Raw genomic sequence first — 18,563 nt, forward strand, 5'->3', positions numbered from 1 at the left:
GGGTGATGGCGCATCACCCGCATGGCGGCGGGCGGTCGCGGGCCCGGCGTCACACCAGCGCGTGGGCGAGGCGCTCGCCGCGGGCGTAGCGGCCGACCTCCGCCGCGATGAACGCCGCCGCCTTCTGCGCCACCGCCCGGCTCGCCCCGCCCACGTGCGGGGTCAGCACCAGGTTCGGGGTGGAGAACAGCCGGGAGCCCGGCCGCGGCGGCTCCTCCTCGTAGACGTCCAGCGCCGCCGCGGCGAGATGGCCGCTGTCCAGCGCGTCGCACAGGGCGTGGGTGTCGACCAGCCCGCCGCGGGCGGTGTTCACCAGCACCGCGCCGCGCGGCATCAGCGACAGCTCGTGCGGCCCGATCATGCCGCGGGTCTCCGGGGTCAGCCGGGCGTGCAGGGTGAGCACCCGGGAACGGCTGAGCATGGCCTCCAGCGTCGGCGCCCGCACGCCGTGCACGTCGCCGCGGACGTACGGGTCGTACACCTCGACCTGCGCGCCGAACGCGCCCAGCACCCGGGCGACCCGGCTGCCGACCGCCCCGTACCCGAGGACCCCGACGGGCGCGTCCTCCAGTTCGGTGCCGCTGTGTTCGTAGGTGTAGTACGAACCGTCCCAGTGGCCCTTGCCGGTGAGGGAGTTGTGCGCGTCCGGGATGCGGCGCAGCGCGGCCAGCATCACCCCGAGGGTGAACTCCGCGGTCGCCGCCGCGTTGCGGCCGGGCGCACAGCACACCCGCACGCCCCGCTCCCGCGCGGCGGCCACGTTGATGTTGACCGGCCAACTGCGGCAGACCGCGATCATCTTCAGCGCGGGGGCCGCGTCCAGGACGCGTTCGGTGAAGGGCGCCATCTGGGTGACGCAGACCTCCACCCCGTCGAGCGCGGCGATCAGCGCGTCCTCGCTGTCGCTCGCCTCCTCCACCTCCGCGACCCGCCCGAACGGCTCCAGCGGCCAGGGCAACGTCAACTCGGTGAGGTCCAAGGACGCGTCCGTGATGTCGTGCCGCAGGGCCTCGGCGATCAGGGAGTTGCGCACGAAGTGGTCACCGGCAGCCAGAACTCGCATTCGCTCGCCTCCGTGTGTGGGGGCGAGGGGCCGCCGTCCCTGACCCGACTACCCGGCCGCCCGACCTCCGTAGATGGCACAGCAGCTTGCGACCGCGGGCCGGGGGCGTCAATCCCGTGTGCGCGACTTTCTCGTCCACGTCTGCCGGGCGTACCCCGTCGCGGCGAGCGCCAGCGTCAGACCGCCCGTGTAGTAGAGCTGGGTGCGGGTGCCGTCGTCGCGGGCCATCAGGACGAACACGGCCAGCATCCCGGCGAGCGCCACCCAGGTCAGCCCGGGGTACAGCCACATCCGTACCACCAGCCGGGACGGGTCCTCGCGCTCGGTGCGGCGGCGCAGCACCAGCTGCGAGACCGCGATGAAGATCCAGACGACGAGGATGATCGCGCCGACCATGTTGAGCAGCCACATGAAGACGTCGTCGGGCCGCCAGTAGCTGAGCAGCACGCAGCCGAAGCCGAAGACGGAGGAGGCGAGCACCGCGGTGCGCGGCACGCCGTTGTGCGTCTTGCCCATGAACGTCGGGCCCTGGCCGCGGGCGACCAGCGAGCAGGCGATCCGGGACGCGCCGTAGATGTTCGCGTTCATCGCGGAGAGCAGGGCGATGAGCACGACCACGTTCATGATCTCGCCGGCGGCGGGGATGCCGATGTGGTTCAGGGTGGCGACGTACGGGCCCTTCTCGGCGACCTCGGGGGCGTCCCACGGCACCAGCGTCACGATCACCGCCATGGAGCCGATGTAGAAGATCGCGATCCGCCACATCGCGGTGCGCACCGCCTTCGCGACGCCGCGCACCGGGTTCTCCGACTCGGCCGCGGCGATGGTGACGGTCTCCAGACCGCCGTACGCGAAGACGGAGGCGAGCAGGCCGATGATCAACCCGTCGGCACCGTTCGGCAGGAACCCGCCCTCGCCGGTGAGGTTGGCGGTGCCGGGCGCGTCGGTGTCGGGCAGCAGCCCGAAGATCGCGAGCCCGCCGATCACCAGGAAGAGCACGATCGCGGCGACCTTCAAAGCGGCGAACCAGAACTCGAACTCGCCGAAATTGCGGACCGCGGCCAGGTTCGTGGCGCAGAACGCCAGCATGAAGAGGGCGACCCAGGCCCACTCCGGCGTACCGGGCATCCAACCGCTCATGATCTTCGCGGCGCCGATGCCCTCGATGCCGACGGCGACGCAGAGCAGGGTCCAGAACGCCCACCCGCTGGTGAAGCCGGCCCACGGGCCGATCGCGCGTTCCGCGTGGACGGAGAACGAGCCGGACGCCGGGTTCGCCGCGGACATCTCCCCGAGCATCCGCATCACCAACATGACGAGCAGCCCGGAGAGGGCGTACGCCACGACGATGGACGGGCCGGCGGCGGCGATGCCCGCGCCGGAGCCGACGAACAGCCCGGCGCCGATCACCCCGCCGAGGGCGATCATCGACAGATGTCGCTGCTTGAGTCCGTGGGAGAGGACGACGTCGTCCGGGCGGCGCTCGACGGGGCCGCCGGAGCCGGCGGGCTTCGCCGGTTCGGCGGACGCGGAGGTTCGGGACATGGGCGCCCTCTATCGCTAGCGGTCGGAAGGCGCCCAGTGTGAGTGCAGCATCCGCTCAGTGGGAACGGCTGTCCGCTATACGGTCACGAGGCTCACACATGGTGTACACGCGCCTACGGGGCGCCGGGCGTCCGAGCGATCGCTCTCCGTTGGTGGGACCCTACAGACCGGCCGTTGGCGCACCTCCCCATGGAACGGCCCCGGGAACCGTCCCGTGCACGTGACGAGGGTCACGTACGGGGCGGGGTGCGGTGGGGTTGGGGGTGCCCCTTTGTTGATTCCCCATCAACGGCCTTCCTCTGCCTTTGTCGACGCTTGATGGTGTTCCGGTGAAAGCCCGTGGGCTACGGTCGCGTTGTTTGCCTTGTTTCTTTGTTTCCTTCCTGTCCCTTCTCCTTCGTCCCCGCGGAGACCCGATGAGCACTGCCACCGTCACCACACGCCCCCGCGCGGTCCTCGCGGACCTGCTGCCCGCCTCCCGCACCCGCGACGTCCTGCTCGTCGCCGGCGGCGCGGCGCTCACCGGCCTCGCGGCGCAGATCGCGGTGCCGGTGCCAGGCTCGCCCGTCCCGGTCTCCGGCCAGACCTTCGCCGCGCTCCTCGTCGGCACGGCGCTCGGCGCCCGCCGCGGCTTCCTCTCGCTCGCGCTGTACGCGGTGGCGGGCATGGCGGGCATGCCGTGGTTCGCCGAGGGCGAGGCGGGCTGGGGCATGCCGTCGTTCGGCTACATCCTCGGCATGCTCCTCGCGGCGACGGTCGTGGGCGCGCTGGCGCGGCGGGGCGCGGACCGTTCCGTCCTGCGGATGGCCGGGGCGATGGTGGTGGGCTCGGTGATCATCTACGGCATCGGCGTCCCGTACCTCGCGCTGTCCACCGGCATGTCGATGACCCAGGCGGTGGCGGCGGGCCTGACCCCCTTCCTCATCGGCGACGCGCTCAAGGCGGCGCTGGCCATGGGCGCGCTCCCCACTGCGTGGAAGCTCCTCTCCCGCTAGGGCCTGTCTTACGGATCTTGCTGGGCTCGCGTGCCCTGGCACCGTTCCCCCTGGGCCTTCGGCCCGGGAGGTGCCCCCACTCCGCGTTGTCGTCGGTCGCGAATGGCCCCCTGTGCCCTGCGGGCACGGGCGGGGGTGCCCCCACGCGAGGCGGTGGGGGAGTACCCCCTCCGCATTGGCTCTCCCCCTGGGCCTGGCGGCCCGGGTGGGGGTGCCCCCACGCGTAGCCGTGGGGGAGTGCCCCCGTCCTCCGCCTTGCGATCCACGGGACCAGACCCCTCCCCCTACGCCCGGAGGGCGTGGGGGGGACCCCCACCCTGATCCAGCCTGATCCGTAAGACAGGCCCTAGGACCCGCCGCGGCGGTGGGCCGGTCGCGCAGTTCCTCCCCCTGTGCCCTGCGGGCACGGGGGCACCCCCAGCGCCCCTGAGTCCCCACGCCCTACGGGCGTTGGGGACTTGCGGCTTCGGCCGGGAGGGCGACCAGAGGTCACCCGCCGGAGGCGGGACCTCGCGCCCGCAGGGCGTGGGTTCTGGGGGCGCGGGGAACTGCGCGACCGGCCACAGACGGACCGCAGGCGGCGTGCTGGCAGTGGGTGCTGCTCGGGTTTCCGCGGAGAGCGCGGGCCTCGCCTGGACTTTCTGGGCTCAGGCCGGGGAATCGGCACAGGGGGAGGAACTGCGCGACCAGCCCGCCACCGGGCCGCGGGCGGCACACGGCCCGTGCTCCCGCGGCGGGAGGCCGCCGCGCAGGGTCAGAAGACGTCGCCCGCGTCGTAGCGGCGCTTCGTCAGGGACAGCCGCGCCGCGATCTCCGCGTCGTGGAGGCCCGATAGCTCGTCGCCGCCGCCGAAGGAGAAGTTGGCCGCCCGGCCCAGCACCTGCTCGCCGAGGAGGGCGAAGGCCTCGCGGTGGAGGGCGCGGACGCGGGGGACGTCCACCTCCGGGGTGAGGGCGGACAGCATCCGGACGGCATACGCCGCCGAGCGGTACGGGACCGAGTCCGGTCCGCCGCCGCCCGCGGCTCCGCGGGCCAGCGCGCCGCCCAAGTGGCTGATCTGGGTCACCGACCACACCGGCTGCCCCGGCCCCGTCGCCTTCAGCACTCGCACCGCCGTGTCCGCGTCCAGGTCCCGCACCATCGCGTTGTCGCCGTAGTACGCGTGGGGCTGGTCCGGCTCCGCGTACACCGTCGCGTTCTCCGCGTACGGAAGCTCCCGCAGGGTGTCCTCCACCACCGGCGCCGCCGCCCGCAGCGGGGCGACCAGCCGCGCCCCCGCGGCGGCGTCGCCTGCGTACGCCACCGAGACCGACGCGACGTACCGGCCCCGCAGGTGCTCCGGGAGGCCGGGCGCGTCGGGGTAGACCATCACCGCGAACCCGGACGCCATCTCGTCGGGCACGCCGCGGGTCCACTCCAGATACGCCCGCACCGCCGCCTCCACGGACTCCTCGCCGTACCGCAGGTACCCCCCGTACAGCAGGGAGACGGGGAAGAGGTCGATCTCCATCGCGGTGACCACGCCCAGCCGGACCACGTTGCCCCCGCCCAGCAGCGCCCGCCACAGGTCGCCGTCCGGGCCCTCGGGGGTGAGCCGTCGCAGTGCGCCGTCGGCCGTCACGACTTCCAACGCCCGCACGTGGTCCGAGGCGTAACCGAACCGTCGGCCCAGCAGCCCGATCCCGCCGCCGAGGACGTACGAGACCGCGCCGACGCCCGGCGAGGAGCCGCTGAGCGGTGCGAGCCCGTGCGGGGACGCCGCCGCCACGACCTGCGCCCAGCGCACCCCCGCGCCGATGCGGGCGGTCCGGGCCGCGGGGTCGATGTGCACCTCGTCCATCCGGTGCGTGGTGATCAGCAGCCCGCCCTCCCGCGCGCCGGGCATCCCGTGTCCGGTGGCCTGCACGGACACGGACAGGCCGCGGCCGGCCGCGTACGTCACCGCCCGCCGCACCTCGTCGGCGTCCGCCGCGCCGACCACCAGCTCCGGGCGCTGGCGGAAGCCCGTCTGGAAGCCGGACGCCTCCTCTTCGTAACCGGGGTCCGCGGGGGTGTGGACGACCCGGGCGACTTGCTGGATGTCGTTCATGTGCTCCATGCGCCGCAGCCTGCCCGGTATACCTGACAAGGAGCGTCAAGTTTCCCGGCGGCCCCGCGAACGGCCTTCCCGGCCTTCCGGCCGCCCGACGCCGCCGCGCCCGCGCACCCGTGCCACACTTCCGTCCATGCGCGTGTACCTCGGTTCCGACCATGCCGGATACGAACTCAAGAACCACCTCGTCGAGTGGCTGAAGGCCAACGGGCACGAGCCCGTCGACTGCGGTCCCCACATCTACGACGCCCTCGACGACTACCCGCCCTTCTGCCTGCGCGCCGCCGAGCGCACCGCGGCCGACGCCGACTCCCTCGGCGTCGTCATCGGCGGCTCCGGCAACGGCGAGCAGATCGCCGCGAACAAGGTCAAGGGCGTCCGGGCCGCGCTGGCGTGGAGCGAGCAGACCGCGGCGCTGGGCCGGGAGCACAACGACGCGAACGTGATCGCCGTCGGCGGCCGGATGCACAGCCTGGAGGAGGCCACCCGCTTCGTGGAGATCTTCCTCGACACCCCGTACTCCGGCGAGGAGCGGCACACCCGCCGCATCGAGATGCTGAGCCGCTACGAGTCGACGGGCGAGCTGCCGCCGATCCCCGAGGGCCACCCCCAGCCCTGACCCCCGCGCCCGCCCCCGTCCCCGTCCCCACGCACGTCACCAGCGCCCCCGCCTCCCGTCCGCACCGGGAGCGGGGGCGCGGCACACCCCAGGAGTCCCCGTGCCCGAAGGGCATACGATCCACCGGCTCGCCGCCGACCACCGCGCGCGCTTCGTCGGCCGCACCGTCGCCGTCCGGAGCCCGCAGGGCAGGTTCGCCGACTCCGCGGCCCTGTTGGACGGTCGGGAGCTGGAGGAGGCGGAGGCGCACGGCAAGCACCTCTTCCTCGGGTTCGGGCCGCTCGGCTGGGTCCACATCCACCTCGGGCTCTTCGGCAAGGTGGGCTTCGGTGCGACCCCGGCCCCGCCGGCCACCGACACGGTCCGGCTGCGACTGGCCTCCGCCGGCGCGTACATGGACCTGCGCGGCCCGACGACCTGCGCGCTGATCACGGACGCCGAGAAGGACGCGATACACGACCGGCTGGGTCCCGACCCGCTGCGGGCGGCCGACGACCCGGGCCGCGCCTGGGCGAGGATCAGCCGCTCGCGCACCACGGTCGCCGCGCTGCTGCTGGACCAGAAGGTCATCGCGGGCGTCGGGAACGTGTACCGCGCGGAGGTGCTGTTCCGGCACGGCATTGACCCGTACCTCCCCGGCCGGGACCTCACACGCGCGCAGTGGGACGCCGTCTGGACCGATCTGGTGGAGCTGATGCGCGAGGGCGTGCGGAACAACCGCATCGACACCGTGCGCCCGGAGCACACGCCGGAGGCGATGGGACGCCCGCCGAGGGTCGACGACCACGGGGGCGAGGTGTACGTGTACCGGCGCGCGAACCTCCCGTGCCACGTCTGCGACGCCGAGATCCGCACGGCGGACCTCGCTGCCCGCAACCTCTTCTGGTGCCCGCGCTGCCAGCCCCGCGCGGCCGGCAGTCACTGACGCGCGGACGGACCCGGGGCCCCGGGCGTCGCCCCGAGGGGGCGCCCGAACCCGCGCATCCGCCCTGCGCCCGTCCCGTACCTCAGCAGTCGCAGACGGACCACGCGTTTCCTCCGGTCACACCCACCCCGGCGGAGGTCCTGTCATATGCCATGATGACCGGACGATATGTCGACAGTGCGATCCGATTTCGACTGCATTGTCTGAGGGATCCCCCTGCACGAAACATCGATGGATCGATAGGGTCACACGTCAATGGCCCACGGCAGCGCAGCAGATTCGCTCAGGGCCCGGATGCGCAAGACCGTGCACCGGGTCCGCATCGCGCTGCGCAAGTCCATGGTCGACTACTTCCGTGGCGACGGCTCCGACACCCTCGCCCTCGCCGGACTCTTCCTCACCGTCCCCCTGCTGACCTGGGGCACGACCTGGAACTCCGAGTGGATCTCGCCCGCCGCCCTCGTCCTGCCCATCGTGGCGGGCGCGCTGTTGTTGCGGCCCGCGAGCCTGCTCGGGCTGTACGCGGCCTGCGCGGCCGGGTTGATCGTGGAGACCTTCACCCTCGGCCCGTACGCGGACGGCCCCGCCCGGGTCACCCCGGGCACCGTCCTCGTGGTCGCCTCCTGCGGCTTCTTCGGGTTGCTGATCGCGCAGTTCCGGGCCCGTGTCGGGGTGCCCTGGCGGCGCGGCGGCACCATGCTCTTCGACCTGCGCGAACGCATCCGGGTCCAGAGCGCCCTGCCCCGGCTGCCCAAGGGCTGGCACCGGGAGATGGCGCTGCGCCCGGCCGGCGGCCAGTCCTTCTCCGGCGACTTCGTCGTCGCGGCGCGCACCAACGGCGGCCGGACCCTGGAGGTCGTCCTCACCGACGTCTCCGGCAAGGGCATGGACGCGGCGTCCCGGGCGCTGCTGCTCTCCGGCGCCTTCGGCGGGCTCCTCGGCTCGCTGCCGCCGCACGGCTTCCTGCCCGCCGCCAACGGCTACCTGCTCCGCCAGGACTGGGACGAGGGCTTCGCCACCTCCATCCACCTCGTCCTCGACCTGGACTCGGGGGACTACGAACTCTTCTCCGCCGGACACCTGCCCGCGCTCCAACTGAACGCCGGCAGCGGCCTGTGGGAGGAGAAGGGCGCCGAAGGCCCCCTCCTCGGGGTGTACGAAGGGGCGCAGTTCGACCCGGTGAAGGGTGCGCTGCGCCCCGGCGACGTCCTGATGCTCTTCACGGACGGCCTGGTGGAGGCGTCGGACCGGGACCTGAGCGAGGGCATGGACCGGCTCACCGGCGAGGCCGACCGGTACGTGCACTCCGGCTTCGAGGGCGCCGCCTGGCACCTGATCGAGGCGGTCGCCAAGGACGTCAACGACGACCGCGCGCTACTGCTGCTCTGCCGCGGGGTCTGACGGCTCCCGCGCCGTTCAGGCCGTACGCCTGCGGTACAGCGCGGCGACCGCCGACACCCACACCATCGCGGGGATCGCCCCGACCGCCAGGGTGAGCGAACCGCCCGTGCCCCCGGTCATCGCCCAGCCGTTGCCGAGCACCAGGGCCGTGGCGGCGATCCGGGAGGCGACCGCGGGCCCGCGCTCGCCGGCGCGGGAGAAGTGCCGGGCGAGGACGAAGTTCGCGGCGATCAGCGCGACGAAGGAGAGGGACCCGGCCGCCAAGTGCCCGTAGCTGGCGCCCGACAGCGACTCCGGCGGTCCGGCGGGCGTACCGGCGAAGCCGTCCCCCGGGTCGACGACGAACACTCCGGCGAGGACGGTGCAGACGCCGTTGACCCACATCAGCCGGGGGGCCCAAGTGCCGCCGGCCCGGCCGCGCATGACCCGGCGCAGCCCGGTCGCGCCGAGGACCGTCAGCACGCCGGCGACGACGAAGTTGGCTATCTGGAGCCAGCCGAGGGAGCCGTTGCTGAGCATGCTCAGCGGATGGCGGGTGAGGTCGTAGCCGTCGCGGGTCGCGGCCTGGGCCAACGACACGACCGCCCACAGCGGGGCGGCGACGGCCCCGGCGGCGAGCAACGCCCGGGTGGCGGAGGCGGAGTGAGGGCGGGCGGCGGGGACGGCGGACGTGGTGGCGTGAGCGGTGGTCATGGTCGGGGTGCCCTTCGGTTCGCGTTCGGCTGGGTGGTTCCGCCGATGCGTCGTGCGGGCATGTGACAGGGAACGGTGGCCGTTCCCTGTCACATAGGCTTTTCGACGTCTGGGCAGAGCGAGGCGAACGGGTCGCCGAGCACCACAGGAGAGAGCGAGACCCCGATGCGCTACATGATGCTGACCAAGGCCACGGACACCACCCCCGCCGCCGACGAGAAGATGTTCGCGGAGATGTCCGCCTTCATCGAAGAGCTGACCGCGTCCGGCGCGCTGCTGGCCACGGGGGGCCTCGCGCCCGGCGGCACCCTCGTCAGCTCCGTCGGCGGCGAGATCACCGTCACCGACGGCCCGTTCACCGAGGCCAAGGAAGCGGTCGTCGGCTTCGCGCTGGTCGAGGCGCGCAGCAAGGAGGAGGCGGTCGAACTCGCCCGCCGCTTCCGCCGCATCGTCGGTGACGGCGAGAGCATCATCCAGCAGGTCTTCACCGGCTGACCCCCACCGGACCGCGGGCCCCGTCCGTGCGTCGTGCCCGCGGCCGCGTGGGTCCCCGCCGGCCCGGTGGGAACTGCGCGAACAGCCACGGACGGGGCGCGGGCGGCACGCATGCGCAACACCCCGCGGCGGGAGGTCGCCAGGAGCACCGGGCGCGGGGCGCGCCGCCACCCCACTCACCCAGCCTGGTCCGCAGGACAGGCCCGAGCCCACGAGGACGCGCACCGTGCTGGACGTCCGACGCACCGTCGACGCGGTCTGGAAGCAGGAGTCCGCCCGGATCGTCGCCGGACTCACGCGACTGGTCCGCGACGTCGGCCTGGCCGAGGAGTTCGCCCAGGACGCCCTCGTGTCCGCGCTGGAGACGTGGCCGCGGTCGGGCGTCCCGGAGAATCCGGGCGCCTGGCTGACGGCCGTCGCCAAGCGGCGCGCGGTCGACGAGATCCGGCGCGCGCGGACCCGGGAGCGGGCCGCGGACCTGCTGGCGCACGAGGCCCGCGAGGAGGTCCGGCAACAGACCGACGGCGACGGCGTTTTCGACGCGCACGACGACCCCGATCCGTACGACGTCCCCGACGGTACCGCCCCGCCGGACGAAGGCGCGGGCCGGGACGACGTCCTGCGGCTGATGTTCGTCTCCTGCCACCCCGTCCTGTCCACCGACGCCCGCGTCGCCCTCACCCTGCGCCTGCTCGGCGGGCTGACGGCCGCCGAGATCGCCCGCGCCTTCCTCACCACCGAGACGACGGTCGCCCGGCGCATCGCCGCCGCCAAGCGCACCCTCGCCAGCGAGCACGTCCCCTTCGAGCTGCCCGACGCCACGGCGCTGGCCGACCGGCTCTCGGCCGTCCTGGAGGTCGTGTACCTGATCTTCAACGAGGGATACGCGGCCACCGGCGGCGACGACCTGATGCGCCCCGGCCTCACCCTCGAAGCCCTCCGACTCGGCCGGCTCCTCGCCCGGTTGGCGCCCGCGGAGCCCGAAGTCCACGGCCTGGTCGCGCTGATGGAGATCCAGGAGTCCCGCTCGGCCGCCCGCACCGGACCCGCCGGCGAACCCGTCCCGCTGCACGAGCAGAACCGCGGATGCTGGGACCGTCTGCTGATCCGCCGCGGGTTCGCCGCCATGCTGCAAGCCCGCGACGTCGCCCGGGCCCGGGGCGGTGCGCCGCCCGGCCCGTACGTCCTCCAGGCCGCCATCGCGATCACCCACGCCCAGGCGCCCACCGCGGCCGACACCGACTGGGCGGGCATCGCGGGTCTTTACGAGGCGCTGGAGCGGCTGGTGCCCACCCCGGTCGTCCGGTTGAACAGGGCCGTCGCCGTCGGGCACGCCCTCGGTCCGGAGGCCGGTCTCGCCCTCGTGGCCGACCTCGACGCCGACCCCGCCCTGCGCGACTACCACCTGCTGCCGGGCGTCCGCGGCGATCTGCTCGTCCGCATCGGACGGTACGAAGAGGCCCGGCTGGACTTCGAACGGGCCGCCGGGCTGACGGCGAACGCGGCCGAGCGCGCGTTCCTGCGCCGCAGGGCGGACGCCGCCGCCCTCGCGTCCGCCCACACCGGACGGCCCGAGCCGCGTGCGGACGGGCCAGCCCTCGGTGCTGCCGCGGCCGAGTTCCTCGCCCGTGACGGCCTCGACCCCGCCAGCGTCCGCTCGTACGGCCAGACGCTGGGCCGGCTGCGCCGCTCGCTGGGGGACGCGTTCCCGCTGGCGGCGCTGACCGCGGAGACCGTCGACCGGGTGTTCACCACCGCGTGGGCGCAGGCCGCGCCCGCCACGTGGAACCGCCACCGCTCGGCGTTCCGCTCCTTCGCCTCCTGGGCCGGGCTCGCCCCGGCGGTGGCCGCGGGCCCCGGGCGGCGCGCCGGGACGCCGACGCCGACCCGCCCGCTCGCCCCGGCCGACCTCGACGCCCTCTTCGCCCGCGACGGCGTACCGCTGCGGGAACGCACCCTGTGGCGGCTGTTGTACGAGTCGGGCGCACCGGTCACGGCCGTGCTCGCGCTGAACGTGACGGACCTGGACGCGGACGCCCTGGCGGACCGCAGGGCCAGGGTGGGGGAGCGCTGGATCAGTTGGCGCGCGGGCACCGCTCGACTGCTGCCGGAACTGCTCGCGGGCCGCCGGGGCGGGCCCCTCTTCCGCACCGACCGCCGCCCCGGCCCGGCCCGGCGCCGTGAGTCGGCCGCGGACGTCTGCCCGGACTCGGGCCGCGCCCGGCTGAGTTACGAGCGGGCCGAGCACCTCTTCAAGCAGTCGACGAAGTCGCTGGACGCGGACGGCGCGGGGTGGACGCTGCGGCGGCTCAGAGGGGAGTGACGCATCAGAGGCGCGGCAGCGCCGGCGCCGGCACCGTACGCCGGTAGATCTGGCGGGAACCGCCCTCGGGGCCGGGCTCGGTGGGCTCGCCGGGGGTGAAGCCGAGTCCTTCGTAGAAGGTCCGCGCCCCGCTGGTGACGGCGCCGGGGTGGTCCGCGCCGAAGGTGACCACCTCGATGGTGCCCGGACCGGTCACGTACCGCTCGACGGCGTCGGCCATCAGCGCCCGGCCGACGCCCCGGCCGCGGGCCCGCTGGGCGACCACGAGCCAGTCGACGTGGTGGAGCGGGGCGTGGACGTGGTCGAAGAGGAGGCCGCCGAGCACCGTCCCATCGGACGAGGGGTCTTCGGCCACGAGCGCGGTGCCGCGGCGGACGTGTTCGGCGAGGGCCTGGTGGAACCCCGGCTCGTCGACCATCGGGCCGAACCAGTGCTCGACCTCGGCCGCGAGGTCGAGGAGGCCGGACACGTCGTGCTCGTTCGCGCTGCGGATCGTCATCCGCCCAGTCTCGCAGCGTCGACAGGGGCCGGCGCCCACGGCGGCCGGCCCCCCACTGCTTCGGTGCGGCGACATCAGCGCTGCGTCGTCCCTAGCGCCGCTGTGCGTCGCGCCGCGTCAGCACTGTACGGACGACGCGGTGTCGTTCTCGCTCGCGAGCACGTTGACCCGGTAGCGGTTGTACATGATGTGGGAGTTGCCGCCCCGGTAGGCGTCCGTCCACCACCAACAGGTCACGCCGGTGTCGTTGGACCACGACGACATCTTGTCGTTGAAGCCGTAGTCGCCGAGGAAGCCGACGTAATCACCGGCCTTGATGGCGACGCCCCCACCGGTGAAGTTGTAGTCCCGGTAGAGGCAGAGACTGTTGGATGGGCAGTTCGAGCCGGAGAAGTAGGTGACGGCTGCCGCGGCGCGCTCGGTGGCCGTGGGCGCCGCGGGCGTGGCGGCGGAGGGCGTTGCGGCGAGACCCGCGGTGAGCGCGGCGGCGGCGGCGAGCAGAGCGATCGGGCGCATGGTGAAACCTCCTGGTTTGGGCTGGAAGCACCGGGTTCTCCCGGTGTAGTGGGGAGGTTGTCCACGCCCGTACGCCGCCAATCGCGACCCTCACCCGGATGGCGAGGGCGCACGGTGGTGCGGGCGGCAGTGCGCGACGACGACGGAGCGCGGCGGTCCCGTGGCCGGAACTGCCGCGCCCCGTAGCGCTGTTGGGGAAGCCGGCTCAGCCGGCGGTGCCCACCGGCTGTTTCTGCGGCAGCATCCGGGCGAGCAGATGCGAGCGCCCGGCCGCCAGCGGCCCGAGTACCGCCAGGATCAGCACGTATCCCGCGATGAAGGGGGAGAGCCGGTCGTCCAGTCCGGCCGACGCGGCCATCGTGGCGAGGATCAGCGCGAACTCGCCGCGGGCCAGCAGGGTGGTGGAGATGTTCGCGGCGGGTTTCGACCCGAAGTCGTACAGCCGTGCGGCGGCGATGCCGGCCAGCACGTTCATCGCCAGGGTCACGGCGACGGCGGCGAGCACGGGCCACAGGACGGTCGGCAGGTCGCCCGGGTCGATGGAGAGCCCGAAGGCGAAGAAGAAGATCGCGCCGAAGGCGTCCCGCAGGGGGTGGACCAGCTTGCGGATCCGGTCGCCGGAGGTGGTGCTGCCGAGCATCAGGCCGACCATGAACGCGCCGATGGCGTCGGCGACGCCGAACCACTCGGAGACGCCGGCGAGGAAGACGGCCGCGCCGAGGAAGGAGATGACGAGGAGTTCGTCGTCCCGGGTGTTGATCAGCCGGCCGATGACCTTGATGCCGAACCGGGCGACCAGCGCCAGCGCCAGCAGGAAGCCGAACGCCTTGCCCGCGTCCATCACGGCGGCCGAGAGGCTGTCCGCGCCGGAGAGGATGGGCTGGAGCGCGGCCAGGTAGAGGGCGAGGAAGATGTCCTCGACGACGATGATGCCGAGGATCGGCTTGGTCTCCTCGTTGCCGATCCGACCGAGGTCGACGAGGACCTTCGTCACGATCGCGGACGAGGAGATGCCGAGCACACCGGCGAGCACCAGCGCTTCGGAGGTGCCCCAGCCGAGCGCGAAGCCGAAGCCGAGGCCGGCGCCGACGTTCAGCAGCAGGTAGATGCCGCCGGCCATCGCCATGCGGCGGCCACCGGCTTTGAGGTCGTCGAGGTGGAATTCGAGACCCAGGTAGAACAGGAGCAGGACCAGGCCGAGGGCGGAGAGCATCTCCAGCTCGTGCGGGTCCGAGACCAGCACGATGCCGGGGGTGTGCGGCCCCAGGAGGATGCCGGCCAGGATGAAGAGCGGGATCGTGGGGAGACCTATGCGTCCGCCGACGCGGGCGAGAAAGGCGGCTGCCAGGAAGGCGCCGCCCATGGCTATGAGGGTGTCTGCGTGTCCGATGGCTCAATCCTTCGGCTGTTGGGTCGACCGGGCGGCGTCCCATGAAGGACTGCGGACGACTGGGGACGAGTCAAAAGGGTGTGCTGAGTCAAAAGGGCGTCAAGGAACCGTCAGTAATTAGTTTACCAAATGATTGATATCCGCAAGTATGTGGCCGGGGGAGGCCGCTCGGGGGTGGGGTTGTCCCCACCCCCGATCCGCCGGTAGCCGCCATGGCCGCAGGATCCCTGCGATCCGTAGCGTCAACACCGTTGACCTGCACGGACGTGAATGGGGTGGCGGAGAAGATGAAGGACGTCGCAGCGGTGGAACTCCGCGGCGTACGACGCCGGTACGGACGCGGCGCGAGCACGGTGCACGCCCTGCGCGGCATCGACCTGAACCTGCCGCACGGCACCTTCACCGCGGTGATGGGCCCCTCCGGCTCCGGCAAGTCCACCTTCCTCCAGTGCGCGGCCGGACTCGACCGCCCGACCGAGGGGTCCGTACGCCTCGCCGGCACCGAGATCACCGGACTGAACGAGCAGAAGCTGACCGTGCTGCGCCGCACCCGGCTCGGCTTCGTCTTCCAGGCGTTCAACCTGCTGCCGTCCCTCACCGTCGAGCAGAACGTGCTGCTGCCGCTGCGGCTCGCCGGACGCCGCCCGGACCGCGCCCGCGCCGCGGACGTCCTGGCCCGCGTCGGCCTGGCCGACAAGGCGCGCCGCCGCCCGACCGAACTCTCCGGCGGCCAGCAGCAGCGCGTCGCCCTCGCCCGCGCCCTGGTCACCCGACCCGACGTGATCTTCGCCGACGAGCCCACCGGCGCCCTGGACACCACCACCGCGGGCGAAGTGCTCGCCCTGCTGCGCTCCGCCGTGGACGACCTCGGCGCCACCGTCGTCATGGTCACCCACGACCCCGCCGCGGCGGTCCACGCGGACCGGGTCCTCTTCCTCGCCGACGGCGCGATCCACACCAGCCTCGCCGGCGCCGACCCCGCGACGATCGCCGCCCACATGACGGCACTCACCCCGGGCACCGCCCGCACCGGTGCTCCGCACCCCGGCCACGCGACGGCGGCTGCCTGATGTTCGTGCCCAACGGCCTCGCCCGCGCCGCCGTCCGCTTCCGCCCCTCCGCCTTCGCCGGCACCTTCGTCGCCCTGCTGCTCACCGCCGCGATCGTCTCCGCCTGCGGCATCATGCTGGAGACCGGCCTGCGGGTCTCCCTGCCCGCGCAGCGGTACGCGGGCGCGCCCGTCGTCGTCGCGCCCGACCCGCTCGCCCGCATCACCGTCGGCAGCGGAGCCGACCAGTACGACGACACCTCCCACGTCCCCGGCACCCCCCGCCTCGACCGCTCCCTCGTCGAGCGCACCGCCGCCGTGCCGGGCGTCGCCTCCGCCGTCGGCGACGTCACCTATCCCGTACGCGTCGACGGCGCAACGCTCACCGCCCAGGGCTTCGGCACGGCCGGGTTCACCGGGGTCGAACTCACCGCCGGCCGTGCGCCCGGCGCCGACGGCGTGGTCATCGGCGGCCCGGGCGCACGCCCGCGCCCCGGCGACCGGATCACCCTCGAAACCCCCGCGGGGCCGCGCGCCCTCACCGTCTCCGGACGCACCGACACCCCCGGCGCCTGGCTCGCCGACCCGACGGCCGTCGCCCTGTCCGGGCACCCGAAGACGGTTGACGCGATCGCCGTCCAGCCCGCCCCCGGCACCTCCACGGCCCAGGTCAAGAAGCAGCTCGCCGCGGTGTACGGCACGGCCGACGGCGCGCCCCGCGTCCTGACCGGCGACGCCCGGCGCACCGCCGAGGACGCCTCGGTCACCGAGGCCCGCGGCGTGCTCGAAGGCATCGGCGGCTCCTTCGGCGGCGTCGCCACCATGGTCGCGGTCTTCACCGCCTCCGGCACCGTCGCCCTCTCCGTGGGGCTGCGCCGCCGGGAGTTCGCCCTGCTCCGGGCGATCGGTGCCACTCCGCGGCAGATCCGGCGCAGCATCGCCACCGAAGCGATGCTCGTCGCCCCGCTCGCCGGCGCCCTCGGCTGTCTGCCCGGCATCGCCCTCGCCTCCTGGTGGTTCGGCCAGCTCCGCGACCGCGGCGCCGTCCCCGGCGGCCTGGAGCTGACGATCTCCGCGGTGCCGCTCGCCGTCGCCGCCGGCGCCGCCGTCGTCACCGCCCTGATCGCCGGGTACGCCGCCGCCCGCCGCCCCTCGAAGATCGCCCCCGGACAGGCGCTCGCCGACGCCTCCGTGGAGCGCCTGGGCTTCGGCTGGATCCGTACGCCGTTGGGCCTCGGCGCGCTCGCCGGCGGCGTGGTCTTCTCCTCCGTGGCCGCCCGCGAGTCCGGCGAGGACGCGGCGAACGCCGCACTCGGCGTCGTGATGCTCTTCCTGCTCGCGGTCGCCTTCCTCGGCCCTTACCTGGCCAAGGGCTGTGCCGCGCTGGTCGGGCTGCCGCTGCGCGCCGGCGGCGCCGCCGCGTCCCTGGCCGCCGCCAACGCCCTCGCCAACGCACGGCGGATGGCGTCCGCCATCACCCCCATCGCGCTGGCGATGGCCTTCTCGTCCGTCCTGGTCTTCCTGCACACCAGCACCGACCGGGCCACCGAGGACCAACAGCGCGCCGGCGTCCTGGCCGATCTGGTCGTCACCGGCGACGACGGGGGAGTGCTCCCCGCGGACGCCACCGACCGCGCCGCCGCCGTCCCCGGAGTGTCCGCCGCCGTGTCCCTGCTGCGCACCTCCGTGCTGGTGCCGGTCCACTCCGACGGGCTGTACCTGTCCACCGCGACCGCGCAGGGCGTCGACGGCCGCCCCGCCGACCTGGCCCGGGTGCAGGACCTCGGCGTACGGGAGGGCTCGCTGGCAGCCCTCGCCCCCGGCACCGTCGCCGTGGACGCGTCGCTGGCCGACTCGGCGCGCCGGGGCGTCGGCGACGACCTGACGTACCGCCTCCCCGACGGCACCCCGGCCACCGCCCGGATCGTCGCCGTCTACGGACGCGGGCTCGGCCTCTCCCAGGTGACGCTGCCCGCCGCCGCGCTGCGGGAGCACGTCCCCGCCGCGTACCCCACCGAACTGCTGGTGCGGGCCGAGCCGGCCGCGGCCGGCCCCCTCGCGGCCCTGGGCGCCGTCCAGGACCGGGCCGGCTACGCCACGGCTCAGGACCTCGACCGCGAGCTGAACGCCTGGGCGAACACCACCATGGCGGCCGTCCTCGGCGGCTTCGCCGCGGTCGCCGCCGCGAACACGCTGGTGATGACCGTCCTGGACCGCCGCCGCGAGCTGCGGGTGCTGCATCTGATCGGCTCCACCCGCCGCCAGGTGCTGCGGATGGTCCGCTGGGAGGCCCTGCTGGTCACCGGCATCGGCACCGCCCTGGGCACCGCCATCGCCCTGGCCACCCTGATCCCCATGGTCAAGGGCATCACCGGCGGGTCTCCGCACGTGCCGCCGCTGGTGTACGGCTCCTTCGTGGCCGGCGTGGTGCTCCTGGGCCTGGCGGCCACCGCCCTCCCGGCCCGTGCCGCGCTGCCCCGCGGCCCGCGCGCCGTCAGCCCCCGTCGGCCGGTGCCGCGTCCGCTGCGTCGACGCGGTGCGTACGACTGAAGACGTGCGCCCTGCGCATCCGGCCGTCCGGCGCGAAGCGCCCGAAGAAGTGCACGTCGCTCACGGTGTCGCCCTTCCTGCCGGTCACGTGCAGGGTGTAGCGCGCGGCGAGCAGATCGCCGTCCACCAGGGCGTCGTGCACCTCCATCCGGCCCGAGACCGCGTTCTTGCGCACCGGCCGCAGATGCGCCATCAGCTTCTCCCGGTCGATGACGTTGCCGTCGGCGACCTGGACGAAGCCGGGCTCGTGGAAGCGGTCGACGATCGCGCCCGGCTCGTCTCCGCTGTGCAGGATCTCCTCGGTGAAGGAGGTGTAGAAGTCGGCGATGAACTTCTTCGGGTCGTTCTGGAAGTCGTCCTGGAAGGGGGGCATCACGGCTCCTGTCGACACGGGGACGCCGGCGGTCCC

At 73.7% G+C, this 18,563-nt stretch carries 16 protein-coding genes; 8 read left to right on the top strand and 8 right to left on the bottom strand.

Translation table 11 applies throughout. The features are described 5' to 3' along the window. Positions 1 to 49 precede the first annotated feature (49 nt). Together AB0E05_RS31980 and AB0E05_RS31985 are read right to left on the bottom strand one after the other, a co-directional pair. Positions 50 to 1,063 (bottom strand): 2-hydroxyacid dehydrogenase, encoded by a 1,014-nt coding sequence (locus AB0E05_RS31980; protein WP_361970292.1) that lies wholly within the window; start codon positions 1,061 to 1,063, stop codon positions 50 to 52. A gap of 108 nt (positions 1,064 to 1,171) precedes the next feature. Then, positions 1,172 to 2,608, bottom strand: coding sequence for an amino acid permease (locus AB0E05_RS31985; RefSeq protein ID WP_361970294.1), 1,437 nt, complete (start codon positions 2,606 to 2,608; stop codon positions 1,172 to 1,174). A gap of 416 nt (positions 2,609 to 3,024) precedes the next feature. Between AB0E05_RS31985 and AB0E05_RS31990 the strand changes: the two genes are divergently transcribed. After that, positions 3,025 to 3,603, top strand: coding sequence for a biotin transporter BioY (locus tag AB0E05_RS31990; RefSeq protein ID WP_361970295.1), 579 nt, complete (start codon positions 3,025 to 3,027; stop codon positions 3,601 to 3,603). Positions 3,604 to 4,357: 754 nt separating this feature from the next. On the opposite strand, the gene AB0E05_RS31995 is transcribed toward AB0E05_RS31990, so the two are convergent. Further along, positions 4,358 to 5,701 (bottom strand): FAD-binding oxidoreductase, encoded by a 1,344-nt coding sequence (locus AB0E05_RS31995; RefSeq protein WP_361970297.1) that lies wholly within the window; start codon positions 5,699 to 5,701, stop codon positions 4,358 to 4,360. A gap of 127 nt (positions 5,702 to 5,828) precedes the next feature. On the opposite strand from AB0E05_RS31995, the gene AB0E05_RS32000 reads away from it, so the two are divergent. The 3 genes from AB0E05_RS32000 to AB0E05_RS32010 all read left to right on the top strand — a co-directional run bounded on the left by AB0E05_RS32000 (position 5,829) and on the right by AB0E05_RS32010 (position 8,640). Then, entirely contained in the window at positions 5,829 to 6,314 is a 486-nt protein-coding gene (locus tag AB0E05_RS32000) for a ribose-5-phosphate isomerase (protein ID WP_361970299.1), read from the top strand. A gap of 100 nt (positions 6,315 to 6,414) precedes the next feature. Continuing rightward, entirely contained in the window at positions 6,415 to 7,239 is an 825-nt protein-coding gene (locus tag AB0E05_RS32005) for a DNA-formamidopyrimidine glycosylase family protein (protein ID WP_361970301.1), read from the top strand. Between the two features lie 255 nt (positions 7,240 to 7,494). Then, on the top strand, positions 7,495 to 8,640 hold the full coding sequence (locus AB0E05_RS32010) for a PP2C family protein-serine/threonine phosphatase (protein WP_361970303.1): 1,146 nt from the start codon (positions 7,495 to 7,497) through the stop codon (positions 8,638 to 8,640). A 15-nt stretch (positions 8,641 to 8,655) separates the two neighbouring features. Here the strand turns inward: AB0E05_RS32010 and AB0E05_RS32015 are convergent, their stop codons facing one another. After that, positions 8,656 to 9,333, bottom strand: a complete 678-nt coding sequence (locus AB0E05_RS32015) for a DUF998 domain-containing protein (RefSeq protein WP_361970305.1) — start codon at positions 9,331 to 9,333, stop codon at positions 8,656 to 8,658. 165 nt (positions 9,334 to 9,498) lie between these two features. Between AB0E05_RS32015 and AB0E05_RS32020 the strand changes: the two genes are divergently transcribed. Then, positions 9,499 to 9,828, top strand: a complete 330-nt coding sequence (locus AB0E05_RS32020) for a YciI family protein (RefSeq protein WP_361970307.1) — start codon at positions 9,499 to 9,501, stop codon at positions 9,826 to 9,828. A gap of 226 nt (positions 9,829 to 10,054) precedes the next feature. Beyond that, positions 10,055 to 12,151, top strand: coding sequence for a DUF6596 domain-containing protein (locus AB0E05_RS32025; RefSeq protein ID WP_361970309.1), 2,097 nt, complete (start codon positions 10,055 to 10,057; stop codon positions 12,149 to 12,151). 4 nt (positions 12,152 to 12,155) lie between these two features. Here AB0E05_RS32025 and AB0E05_RS32030 read toward each other — a convergent pair whose 3' ends face one another. From AB0E05_RS32030 to AB0E05_RS32040, 3 genes are all read right to left on the bottom strand, one after another. Further along, positions 12,156 to 12,650, bottom strand: a complete 495-nt coding sequence (locus AB0E05_RS32030) for a GNAT family N-acetyltransferase (protein ID WP_361970311.1) — start codon at positions 12,648 to 12,650, stop codon at positions 12,156 to 12,158. Between the two features lie 117 nt (positions 12,651 to 12,767). Continuing rightward, positions 12,768 to 13,166 carry a peptidase inhibitor family I36 protein gene (locus tag AB0E05_RS32035; protein ID WP_361970313.1) on the bottom strand — a complete coding sequence of 133 codons (399 nt, stop codon included), beginning with the start codon at positions 13,164 to 13,166 and terminating at the stop codon, positions 12,768 to 12,770. Positions 13,167 to 13,371: 205 nt separating this feature from the next. Next, the gene (locus tag AB0E05_RS32040) at positions 13,372 to 14,529 is read right to left on the bottom strand and encodes a cation:proton antiporter (RefSeq protein WP_361970315.1); all 1,158 of its coding nucleotides are present in this window, start codon (positions 14,527 to 14,529) and stop codon (positions 13,372 to 13,374) included. A gap of 314 nt (positions 14,530 to 14,843) precedes the next feature. Between AB0E05_RS32040 and AB0E05_RS32045 the strand changes: the two genes are divergently transcribed. Continuing rightward, on the top strand, positions 14,844 to 15,626 hold the full coding sequence (locus tag AB0E05_RS32045; RefSeq protein ID WP_361970316.1) for an ABC transporter ATP-binding protein: 783 nt from the start codon (positions 14,844 to 14,846) through the stop codon (positions 15,624 to 15,626). Continuing rightward, complete coding sequence (locus AB0E05_RS32050; RefSeq protein ID WP_361970317.1) at positions 15,626 to 18,154, top strand: FtsX-like permease family protein; 2,529 nt, start codon at positions 15,626 to 15,628, stop codon at positions 18,152 to 18,154. Before AB0E05_RS32045 ends, AB0E05_RS32050 begins: the two co-directional genes overlap by 1 nt. On the opposite strand, the gene AB0E05_RS32055 is transcribed toward AB0E05_RS32050, so the two are convergent. After that, positions 18,099 to 18,527: a nuclear transport factor 2 family protein gene (locus AB0E05_RS32055; protein ID WP_361970319.1), complete on the bottom strand. Its 429-nt coding sequence runs from the start codon at positions 18,525 to 18,527 to the stop codon at positions 18,099 to 18,101. The two genes, AB0E05_RS32050 and AB0E05_RS32055, sit on opposite strands and share 56 nt — an antisense overlap. Positions 18,528 to 18,563: the final 36 nt, after the last annotated feature.

It is taken from the genome of Streptomyces sp. NPDC048057, from assembly GCF_040653095.1.
In the GTDB taxonomy this organism is placed as follows: domain Bacteria; phylum Actinomycetota; class Actinomycetes; order Streptomycetales; family Streptomycetaceae; genus Streptomyces.